Source organism: Salinivibrio sp. SS2 (assembly GCF_001722075.1).
Classification (GTDB): domain Bacteria; phylum Pseudomonadota; class Gammaproteobacteria; order Enterobacterales; family Vibrionaceae; genus Salinivibrio; species Salinivibrio proteolyticus.
On the sequence record NZ_MEBP01000006.1, the window covers coordinates 1 to 10,777 of the forward strand.

8 protein-coding genes, 1 pseudogene and 1 CRISPR repeat array are annotated in these 10,777 nt (G+C 50.1%); of the genes and pseudogenes, 3 read left to right on the plus strand and 6 right to left on the minus strand.

The window, feature by feature from the left end:
- From BGK46_RS17280 to BGK46_RS00430, 3 genes and pseudogenes are all read right to left on the minus strand, one after another.
- A pseudogene (locus tag BGK46_RS17280) lies at positions 1–170 on the minus strand (IS256 family transposase); the annotation flags it as partial.
- Positions 171–255: 85 nt separating this feature from the next.
- Positions 256–603 (minus strand): type II toxin-antitoxin system RelE/ParE family toxin, encoded by a 348-nt coding sequence (locus BGK46_RS00425; RefSeq protein ID WP_069586498.1) that lies wholly within the window; start codon positions 601–603, stop codon positions 256–258.
- Positions 572–808, minus strand: coding sequence for a TA system antitoxin ParD family protein (locus BGK46_RS00430; protein ID WP_069586499.1), 237 nt, complete (start codon positions 806–808; stop codon positions 572–574). Before BGK46_RS00430 ends, BGK46_RS00425 begins: the two co-directional genes overlap by 32 nt.
- A 272-nt stretch (positions 809–1,080) precedes the next feature.
- Positions 1,081–3,208: direct repeats of the CRISPR family, unit length 28 nt; unit sequence GTTCACTGCCGCATAGGCAGCTTAGAAA.
- A gap of 214 nt (positions 3,209–3,422) precedes the next feature.
- On the opposite strand from BGK46_RS00430, the gene BGK46_RS00435 reads away from it, so the two are divergent.
- A complete protein-coding gene (locus BGK46_RS00435) occupies positions 3,423–4,292 on the plus strand; it encodes a DUF535 family protein (protein ID WP_175418616.1) in 870 nt (289 codons plus the stop codon).
- 81 nt (positions 4,293–4,373) lie between these two features.
- On the opposite strand, the gene BGK46_RS00440 is transcribed toward BGK46_RS00435, so the two are convergent.
- The 3 genes from BGK46_RS00440 to rrtA form a co-directional block, all read right to left on the minus strand.
- Complete coding sequence (locus BGK46_RS00440) at positions 4,374–5,270, minus strand: DMT family transporter (protein WP_069586501.1); 897 nt, start codon at positions 5,268–5,270, stop codon at positions 4,374–4,376.
- A gap of 119 nt (positions 5,271–5,389) precedes the next feature.
- Complete coding sequence (locus BGK46_RS00445; RefSeq protein ID WP_069586502.1) at positions 5,390–5,872, minus strand: DUF2780 domain-containing protein; 483 nt, start codon at positions 5,870–5,872, stop codon at positions 5,390–5,392.
- A gap of 73 nt (positions 5,873–5,945) precedes the next feature.
- A complete protein-coding gene (gene rrtA, locus BGK46_RS00450) occupies positions 5,946–6,560 on the minus strand; it encodes a rhombosortase (protein WP_069586503.1) in 615 nt (204 codons plus the stop codon).
- A gap of 165 nt (positions 6,561–6,725) precedes the next feature.
- Here rrtA and BGK46_RS00455 point away from each other — a divergent pair, with 165 nt between their 5' ends.
- Positions 6,726–8,774: a prolyl oligopeptidase family serine peptidase gene (locus tag BGK46_RS00455; RefSeq protein ID WP_069586504.1), complete on the plus strand. Its 2,049-nt coding sequence runs from the start codon at positions 6,726–6,728 to the stop codon at positions 8,772–8,774.
- 12 nt (positions 8,775–8,786) lie between these two features.
- Positions 8,787–10,777 (plus strand): TonB-dependent receptor domain-containing protein (locus tag BGK46_RS00460; protein ID WP_069586505.1); only part of this gene is annotated, 1,991 nt, incomplete at its 3' end.

Consider the following 10,777-nt stretch of genomic DNA (forward strand, 5'->3'; position numbering starts at 1 on the left):
CGGTTAGGCTGACCCTCTTTGGTCAGGTGCTCATCCATCTCAGCAGCCAAAGCAGCTTCGGTGATCTGTTTAATCAACGGCGTTAGCAGTCCATCTTTCCCGTTGAGGTCTTGTCCAGATTGCAGTGCCTTAGCAAAAGCTTGAATATCAATTTCGTATTTGTCGGACATTGATGTATCACTCCCTATTGAGGGTTAACTATAGGAGTGACACAGACTTTTGAACACTACCATTAGAGCTTTAGAAATGACACCGCTAGCGTCGATTCGGCGTCGCGCCGATGATCTTTAAGTCCGCTTTTCTACGCTTTTTCATCGTTGCGTAGAAATTCTCGTGCGAGCTGATATTAAGCAGATAGAGCTCGAGTTTGTTTTCAATCCAAGCGTAGCCAAGTAACACCTCTTGCCTATCGAGCTTGAACTTGTGCACCCAAAGATAAGACAGATCGCCTTTTTTCTGGGTGCCAAGCGTGGGATCTTCAATGATTCTGTCTATCTCGTCCTCGACCACTTCACATTGCGCCTCGGACAACTTGTTCATCTGCTTTTCAAAAACACGAGAGACGAAAACATCAATCTGATTGTTTTGGGGTCCGTCGCTCATAACGCTTTACCTTACCAAGTTTGACTTCTTCAGATGCAATCAGCGCCTCTTGCACAAAGCTATAGGGTAAATCAGGGTTCTCAGTCATGATTTTCCCAATTTTTGCCCAGTACTCAATTTGCTTGGGCACGGAGCGCATTTCAGCTTCTGCATGCACTTTTACATCTGACACAAACTCATCATCTAACCGTACACTGGTTGGCATGATTCACTACCTCGTTTATAAATCTTCACTGGTTAATATGCGACAAAATATCGCGCCTTGCAACATGTTTAGAACTGGCACATCTGGCGTGACTTAAGACGGCTCGGCTTCAACATATGTGATAAGTTGATACCCTTGTGACCCTTCTTTTTTGGCCGCTCAAAAATAAGCAATAAATACAAAGCGTTACGGAAAGCGCCTTTTAACAAGGGTAAAAGGCCATTTTTATCCTAACGGCCTGTTGTAACAGATGATTGTTAGGTTATTCTATAGTTCACTGCCGCATAGGCAGCTTAGAAAACACTATCGGATAACAGCCTCGCGAACACCGAGTTCACTGCCGCATAGGCAGCTTAGAAATTTGCGATTTGGGCTTGCGCGTAACAACTTTCGTTCACTGCCGCATAGGCAGCTTAGAAAGCTATACAGATCGCGACCGCTGAGTCGCTTAGGTTCACTGCCGCATAGGCAGCTTAGAAAACGAACTGCAGCAACGCGCCGAGGCGAACCCAGTTCACTGCCGCATAGGCAGCTTAGAAATTTGAGCACCAAGGTTTTAGCGCGATTATCCCGTTCACTGCCGCATAGGCAGCTTAGAAATGAGTGATTTCTCGGAACCCCGCGTCCATTCGGTTCACTGCCGCATAGGCAGCTTAGAAATTTCAGGTCGGTTATGACAGTGCTCTGAGGCCGTTCACTGCCGCATAGGCAGCTTAGAAACAGCTTTTCGCTAAACGGCTGGAGCTGTTCAGGTTCACTGCCGCATAGGCAGCTTAGAAACAAAGAATTGCGCTTCCTCGGCCGGGGCTTCCGTTCACTGCCGCATAGGCAGCTTAGAAATTCTCCATCTCATCAAGCTCTTTCTTGATTTCGTTCACTGCCGCATAGGCAGCTTAGAAAAATTCAACAACTGGACGGAGCGGTAGGTAAAAGTTCACTGCCGCATAGGCAGCTTAGAAAATTATCGGCAGTCACTGTGACTATTGCACCACGTTCACTGCCGCATAGGCAGCTTAGAAATACATCGGAGCCCGAAAGTGTTTCGACTTCGGGTTCACTGCCGCATAGGCAGCTTAGAAAGTTAACCGAAATCATCGATGTGGCCGAGCAGAGTTCACTGCCGCATAGGCAGCTTAGAAATTTATGGGAATGCTCATGATTATCAAACCAAAGTTCACTGCCGCATAGGCAGCTTAGAAATTTCTCGATTAATTCCGCACCAGCATCGAGTGGTTCACTGCCGCATAGGCAGCTTAGAAAAAAACGTGGCCGATAAAACGCAAGCCATCGACGTTCACTGCCGCATAGGCAGCTTAGAAAGGCCGCCGATGGTGGCTCCGGCATAGTCGTTGGTTCACTGCCGCATAGGCAGCTTAGAAATTCGCGCGGAATCGCATCAATACCATCGTGCGGTTCACTGCCGCATAGGCAGCTTAGAAAGTGTTGACTACCTGATGATTTGGCAAGATTGTGTTCACTGCCGCATAGGCAGCTTAGAAAACACCGATGACAATCGCTAACATGAACCAAAAGTTCACTGCCGCATAGGCAGCTTAGAAAATACAATAACCAAACTCACCAAGCCAAAACTTGTTCACTGCCGCATAGGCAGCTTAGAAAGCATGTATTTGGAGTGGATGCCTAAGGAGCTTGTTCACTGCCGCATAGGCAGCTTAGAAATTCGATGTCATCGGGTAGGATGAAATTCACATGTTCACTGCCGCATAGGCAGCTTAGAAAGTAGATTTTCGGTTGTGAATTAATCGCTGCCAGTTCACTGCCGCATAGGCAGCTTAGAAATCGCCGACGTGATCATCAGCGCGGTCGTAATCGTTCACTGCCGCATAGGCAGCTTAGAAACATAGTTAATTGGCTAGTAGAGTCAGATGAGGGTTCACTGCCGCATAGGCAGCTTAGAAATTTCCATATCACATCACCGCGCAACTCGTTGGGTTCACTGCCGCATAGGCAGCTTAGAAAGGCCACGCTTGGCACTGAATATGAGTGGTATTGTTCACTGCCGCATAGGCAGCTTAGAAAAGAGCACTCGCGCTCTAGTTGGGGGCCGTATGGTTCACTGCCGCATAGGCAGCTTAGAAATGGCCCCGGATCTGGCTAAGGTTCTGACATGGGTTCACTGCCGCATAGGCAGCTTAGAAATAACGAGAGCCACCTAGATTTATCGTCATGGGGTTCACTGCCGCATAGGCAGCTTAGAAAACAAGGCGTACGGGACCATACTGTTGAATAACGTTCACTGCCGCATAGGCAGCTTAGAAATGATTGACGCGGTCAAGGCTGGTTAAGTGGCGGTTCACTGCCGCATAGGCAGCTTAGAAAAATTTGCGCTCTAGGGAATACACGTTGTCATCGTTCACTGCCGCATAGGCAGCTTAGGCACGTTATTTGTCGTAGCCGCCGACAAACTCTGACACTCTCGTACATTCTTGCGACAGCCTTTTTGTGACTTGCTGATTATAGTCAGCCTTCTTTAACGCGTTTTATGCGACAAAATGAAGTGGGTGTGGCTGTGATGAATATCAGTAAACAACATCGAATGAGCCTTGTGGAGTGGGCTGAAAGAATTTATCCGAACAGCAAAGGATGGCGTGTAGTGAGCAAAAACTGGCGTTTTTGCGCGTTGGGTTCGGCATTTCCAACCATTATGGAACGCATGATTGAGGTCTTTAACGAGCCCTATTTGGCGCCGGTATTGGCTGACTATCCAGAAGTGATCACTAAACCGCTTAAACCTTACCTCAATGTCTCACTGAGCATGCCTGAGCGGGTAGCAATGCTGCATGACCATTATCGTTTTATGGCGAATACCTTTGGCCGTCATTGCAACACCATTTTTTCAGTCGCGGGTCTGCCTCTTGTCAGCTTTACCGCCAATAATGGCCGTCAATATGGCGTGCGTTTTTATCGTGGTGCAATTCGCGAAGGGGCACTGGGTTTGTCCTTGTATGACGTGGAGAGCAAGCAAGGCGTGTACAGCATTTCGTTCCACTTCAACCGAGAGGGGCGAGAGCTCTATATCGGTGCCTTGCAAGGTCCGAGTGATAGCGTACCTGACCGTCATCAGATCATTAAAATGTTGACGAAAACGGCGCATGGATTGCGAACCAAAGCTTTGATGTTAGAGCTGGTGCTGATGCTGGGCCGTATCATGGGTGCCGAGCGCTGCTACGCGGTGTCTAATAAAGGCCATATTTATAAAGCGATTCGTTACATCACTTCTAAGCGGAATGTGGTGACGTTTGATTATGATGAGCTTTGGCGAGAATATGATGGCATGCCACTGAATCGATATATGTATACCTTGCCGATGCTGCCAATACGTAAAGATGTTACCCAGCTTAGTGGCAGTAAACGACGTTTATACACCAAGAGATATGCTTGGTTGCATACCCTAGAGCAAGATCTGAACTTGGCGATAAACGCGTTGACGGAAACGCGTGCAGAAATGCATCAAGTTGCCTGAACAGCAAAAGTAATAAGAACAGAAAAATGGCCTCATAAGAGGCCATTTTGCGCGTCACTCACAAAACTCGCGACGCGCGAACTACACCAAACGTCGCCGGAAGAGTCGGTGTCCCAAGGCATTGAACAATGCGCCCGCCACAATCAGCCCGCCACCGAGATACGTCCACATGGACGGCAGTTCTTGAAAGACCGCTATCCCAATTAAAGTAGAAAACACGATTTGCACATACGCATAGGCCGACGCTTCGCCAGCTTGCTGTGTTTGCATGGCTTTGGTGAGTCCATACTGGCCGATTTGAGTAAACACGCCTACTAACACCAATAAGAATGTGAGCGGCAAACTTGGCATCACAAAGTCTGGCCACATCAACACCATTGAGACCGGCAGGGCGACCATCGGGAAGTATAGGATGATTACCGAGCTGTCTTCGCTGCGACTGAGCTTTCGCACAATCACGTAAGCGACCGAACTTCCCAAAGCCCCCAGTAATGCGATAGCGACACTAAAGGGCGGAAGTGCGCTATCGATCGATGTATTGAGGTTGGGTTGAACCATCAGATAGAGGCCGCCCAAACACAGAGCAATGGATACTAAGGTGGCGCCTTGTAATCGCTCTTTCAGCACGATAAATCCAAGCACCGCAGTAAAAACGGGATGCATGTATTGCAATACAGTGGCTTCGGCGAGCGGTAGGGTGGTGACGGCGTAATACACGCACATAAGTGCGGCAGTCCCTAATACGCCGCGCAGCAATAGTAGCGGTTTATTATTGCCAAAGGGCGACAAGCCTTTTCGTTTGACATCGGTGTAGCTGATGATAAGCGACACCAACGCCCGTGCAGCGACAATCTCAAAGAGCGGGATACCATGTAGGCTGACATATTTAACACAGGCGGACATGACCGCGAAGCCGAACGCGGAAAGGAGCATAAAGCGGATCCCAATCGGGATCGCGGACAATGAAAAGGCAGGCATAATCACACCGGCTAAAACAACAAGGCCGCTATGATAACGTGTCTCGATCCGTTTTGCTTGAGAGAACGCACTAACGCGCGGTTAAGCACTGCGCGTTGATTAAAACGTTAAAAAGAGAACTAAGGCCAAAGCCCTGTTAGCGCGCTCAGTAAACCCTCACTGGCACCTTGCTGGCCTAAATAGTCGAGTACAATCGGTACAAATTGTTGCAAGGTGGCCGCATCAATGCCGAGTGTGTCAGCCACCTTATATAAGCCCTTGAGCGAACTGATGTTATCGCCAATGCCACTGTCACCCAGTAATGACGAGAGGGAGGATAAATCAGGACGCAGACCTGCCAGCTCTTGCTGCTGGTTACCGGAGAGCTGATTCGCCGCCATCGCTAGCAGGGCACTTGCTCCGCCAGCCGCTTGCGTCGGGCTAACATCCACTTGCTCGGTAATCGCTTGTACAAGCGGCGATTCACTGGCTTGGTCGTCCGCAAATTGGGTCGCCATTTGGGTCATCACATCCGTGGTGGTATTACCTTGACCAAACAACGCCTGACTGGAGGGAGAGATTAATATGGCAGCAAGCGTAAGTGCTGGCAGTGTCGCTTTCATAGAAGGCACCTATTATCAACCGAGAGTGATGTAGGTATAGCGGTAAATGGCGGTGAATGAAAGTCGCAGACCACTAAGACAGTGTAAGGTCGGTGTTTTTAGATGATATGGTGCGATGTTGGATCCGCTTTTTGATGGCAAAAAAGGCCAGCGCCCCGGCGATCCCTCCAGCATGAGCGAGGTGAGCAATATCGATACCCAATGCGGCACGCATAGGCAGAGCTTGACCCGCGAGCGCATCTCCCACACATTTTACGCTAGTAATTAAGGCAATCCATTTCCCGCTAGGGGTGTGAATAGTGCTTATTCCTCCAAACATAAATAATCCATACAACACCCCAGATAGACCCATATATTGCTGATAGGGGCTCCACCACATCACCAGACCAACTACACACGCAAGCCACAAGATCAGCGAAGCCAGCGTACCGGCGCTGATATGGCGATAAAACATCAGGGCGAATACGCCTAATCCCGTCATGTTGGTCAGTAAATGGAAGACGTTGTGATGGATAAAATTGCCGGTTATCACGCGCCATACTTGGCCTGAAGCAAGTGCACTGCGCCGCCACACCCACGTCTCTGCGAGCGACGAATAATGAACACCCACACACACTAGCGCGACGATTATCAGCAATCCAAGTGTTTGAGTTGGCGCGTGTAGGGTGATAGGTCGTTTTCGCTTCATGGTCGCCTTTTATCTCGTTACAGCTTAAATAACAACGCCTTATTGCAGTCAATATGACTGAATGAGATCTCCCTCAAAGATCATTACAAATGATAATTGATCTCAATCGTATTTGCATCTATGATGCGCGCCCTGAACTTACCCCCAATTTAATGTTTGTATAACATGAAGTTAGTGAATGCGCTGTTAATCGGGCTTATGTTTGTGTCGCCATTGAGCCATAGCGATGATGAAACGAGTACGTTGTCGTCATTTTCGTGGCTGCAAAATGTGACGCAACAACAGGATAAAATTCGGACATATCTGGAACGCCAAAATCAGCATGCGCAACAGTCGCTGATGGCGAGTCAATCGCTTCGTGATGAGCTATTGAGTGAATGGGCGCGTACACCGCAAACCGGTTCCGAACCTTGGTTAGCGCGCGATGGTCGCGAGTTTTTACAAACACGGGTTAATGGTGAGCGCGTGCTGAGTGTGCGCAAAGCCGTCAGCGAACAAGAAGCCGTTCGCGAAAAAGAAGCAGGTAGTGAAAAAGCATCGACATTGCTCAACATTGAGGCGCGAGCCGCTGAGCATGTGTATTACCAGCTAGGGACTTGGTCGTTAAGTCCCAATGGACAATGGCTCGCCATTGCCGAGGATAATCACGGTGAGGAAGACTACCGCATCGTGCTGATCAACCGCCAATCAGGGCAAGCCGATATTATTGCCACCGGGGCTGATGCATCTGTCATCTGGTCGCCGAATAATCAGCAGCTCTACTATGTCGGAAAAGAGGCGAAAACCGCGCGTCCCAGCCAGTTGTTCCGCCATGAAATAGGCACTACCGGTGGCGATAGCTTGGTGTATGAAGAAGTCGATCCAGCTTGGTTGTTGTCGGTATACCGTGCTAGCCACACAGATACGGCTATTGTGCAAGTCAACAATGAATCGTCGACCGAACAGCGTCTACTTCGTCTGAATGATGGCAGCCTGTCTGCACCGCTCAAAGCTCGTCAACCGGATGTCGAATACTATCTCGACAAGACGGATGATGCGTTATGGATGCTGAGCAACCACCAAGGAACCAAGCAGTTTTATCGCACCGCAGTTGCGACGCCGAATGATTGGCACGTCGTTTATGCTGCCGAGCCGGGCGCTGAGTTAAACACGTTTTACCTTTTCGAAGATGGCATTGTCCTCACCCAACAGTACGAGGGTGAGCAGTGGTTTATCTTACTTAATACGGACGGTGAGCGCGTGGTTAAGCAGCCTTTGGCGGCACAAGGGCAGGTCGCTTGGTTTGCGCGCGGAGGCGACTATGCTAGCAATCAATTGTTTATTCGCAGTATGTCGCTCGTACAGCCACCACGATGGGAAGCGCTGGATCTTAAATCCGGCACACGTCGTGAAGTCAGTGCCGATCATTACCCCGACTTTGATGCATCTCGTTATCATTCTGAACGCTTGTACGTTGGGCCGCATCGTATTCCGGTTACGTTGGCGTACCGCAAAGATGCGCTGACCCCGTCATCGCCAGTCGTGCTGTATGGGTATGGCGCGTATGGCTTTACCATGAAGCCGTATTTTATGCCGCAAACTGTCTCGCTAATGGACCGAGGCGTCATCTATGCAATTGCGCATGTGCGTGGCGGTGGCTATTACGGTGCAACATGGCACCAAGCGGGCAGCGGGATGAATAAAAAGCATGGCATCCAAGATTTTATTGATGTCGCCAAAGCGATGGGCCGTTATCAAGACGGGCAGCGTGCAGTCGCGGCTGTGGGCTCAAGCGCTGGCGGTACCTTGATTGCCGCGGCACTTAACCAAGCGCCCGCAGCGTTTGCTGCCGCTAGCCTCAATGTTCCGTTTGTCGATGTGCTGGGCAGTATGGCCAACCCGGCGTTGCCGTTAACGGCACAGCAATACCAAGAATGGGGCAATCCTGCGCAAAGCGATCAGCGCGAGGTTATGCAAGGCTATGATCCTTTGCGCAACATCCAGCAAAAACCTTATCCCCCGATGCTGGTGCGTGTCGGCTGGGACGATCAGCGTGTGCCTTTTTGGGAGGGGGCGCAATACCTTTCGCATTTAGCCGCAACCAGCACCCGATCGGGCCCTTATTTGTTGTTGACGGATTTTTCCCGAGGCCACCAAGCCGATGCGCGTCATGGGCTGACGCAACAAGCGACCGACTATGCCTTTCTCTTACACCAACTGAAGCGTGTGAACTAACCGGAGTATTAAATGAAATTGTCTTCTGTCTCTGTGGCAGTGCTGGCGGCACTGGCTACTGGCACCGTGCACGCCAATTCTGTCAACACCGAGGAGAATACCTCTGGTGGCGTGACCAATTCCCATGTTGAGACGGTGGTCGTCACGGCCAATAAATTTGCTGAATTACCGTCAGATACAGCGGGTTCGGTCGCCATTTATCGTGGCGAAGATATCCAAAAAAAGGGCGCCACCGAGCTCTATGATGCACTCACAAACGAACCGGGTGTCAGTGTGACAGGCGGAGCGGGTCGCCCTCAAAACATCACTATTCGCGGCATGTCCGGTAACCGTATCTTGATTGTGGAAGATGGCGTTCCAGTCGCAGATGGGTTCGGTGCCGCTGATTTGAATGATAAAGCAGGGCGTAATTCCTTTGATATCGCAAGCGCCAAGCAAATCCAAGTCGTGAAAGGCGCTAGCTCAACCAGTTACGGTTCAGGTGCATTAGGCGGTGCTGTGATCGTGACGTCGCTGAGCGCTGACGATCTCCTCCGTAACAAAGATCTGTACGCCGACGCGCAAGTTACCTATAGCGAGCTCAGTGATAAAGGCCGAGTTGGCAGTCGTCTCGCGCTCCGTCATGGTGATACCAGTGCGTTGCTCGATGTGAGCTATTGGGAAGGGGAAGAAACCCGTAATTACCAGCAAGATTTGTACAACCGTACTTTGGATGGTGGCAGTGCGTCGTTGCGTCTGGATCATTATGTCTCCGATCGTTGGAAGCTAAGTGCTCGAGCCAAGCTCTACCGTGAAGATGCATCGCGACAAGAAGGGACAGCATCGATTCAACCTGACGGTAAGTGGGATATCAAAACGTTTGATCAAGCCGAACAAATCGAAACTACGCAATTTTGGCTTGGCAGTGAATATCACGCCCAGCAGCCTTGGTTAGAAACTCTCAATACCAAGCTCTATTACCGAAATACCGATTTTACCCAGAACACGAACCGTTTGATGACTCGCTGGAACATGGGGATCAATGAGCAACGTCGGGTGCTGGATGATCGCCGTTTTAAAGACCAGTCAATCGGTTGGTCGGTAGACGCCAACGCTGAGCAAATCAGCGGAGACGTGGTGCATACGCTGGTTTACGGTGGTGTGTTAGAAACGGCTTACCATGAACGCCCGGTGACGAAAACGACTCTCGATTGGAACGGCGTAACGGTGAGTGATACGCAACCGTTCGCGCCAGCACGGAGTTATGCGTTAGGTGTTTATGCGCAAGACACAATGAGTATCGGGCAGTGGCGTGTCATGCTGGGTCTACGTGCTGATGCGTACCGATTAAGCGCAGACGATCCCCAAGCCATTGGCATGGCGAGTGTGGCGGACAATAACAGTGCAGCGGTGTCGCCCAGTGCTTCGGTGGCTTATCACTGGACGCCCGCGTTCAATACCTACCTCAGTTATAAGCATGGTTATCGAGCGCCTGAATACGACAAAAGCTATGGCTACTCTAACCACGCCTCTGTGCCGGTGACGCCATTTGTGGTGTTGCCCAATCCGTCGCTTGACGCGGAAACCAGCGATAGTTTTGAGCTTGGGGCCAAATATGATGACGGCAAGCTCCGCTTATATACCGCGGCATATTACAACCGGTTTAGCCAGTTTATTGATATTGCCGATCAGGGTTTTAATGCGGAAACCGGCCTGTTTGAGAAACGCTATGAAAACCTTGATGGTGTAAAAACGTATGGCGTTGAGGCATCAGCGGCCTATGCATTTACCGATCAATGGCAAGCGAAAAGTCAGATCGGCTGGATCTCTGGCAAAGACGACAATGACGAGTATGTTCGCAATTTAGCCCCCCTCGAAGGCAGTCTGTCGCTTCACTTCGATAACCAATCGTTTAACGGTTATACCCGTTTGAACTGGGCAGATCAGATGACCCGCACGCCCATGTGTTACACCGAGTTAGGCACCCGCACTGAGTGTGCTCAGACGGCGTTGTTGATCAAATC

Bases quoted from the DNA above. Each gene is read 5' to 3' on its own strand.
- BGK46_RS00440 (WP_069586501.1), bottom strand. From the start codon at position 5,270: ATGCCTGCCTTTTCATTGTCCGCGATCCCGATTGGGATCCGCTTTATG.
- BGK46_RS00430 (WP_069586499.1), bottom strand. From the start codon at position 808: ATGCCAACCAGTGTACGGTTAGATGATGAGTTTGTGTCAGATGTAAAA.
- rrtA (WP_069586503.1), bottom strand. From the start codon at position 6,560: ATGAAGCGAAAACGACCTATCACCCTACACGCGCCAACTCAAACACTT.
- BGK46_RS00445 (WP_069586502.1), bottom strand. From the start codon at position 5,872: ATGAAAGCGACACTGCCAGCACTTACGCTTGCTGCCATATTAATCTCT.
- BGK46_RS00425 (WP_069586498.1), bottom strand. From the start codon at position 603: ATGAGCGACGGACCCCAAAACAATCAGATTGATGTTTTCGTCTCTCGT.
- BGK46_RS00455 (WP_069586504.1), top strand. From the start codon at position 6,726: ATGAAGTTAGTGAATGCGCTGTTAATCGGGCTTATGTTTGTGTCGCCA.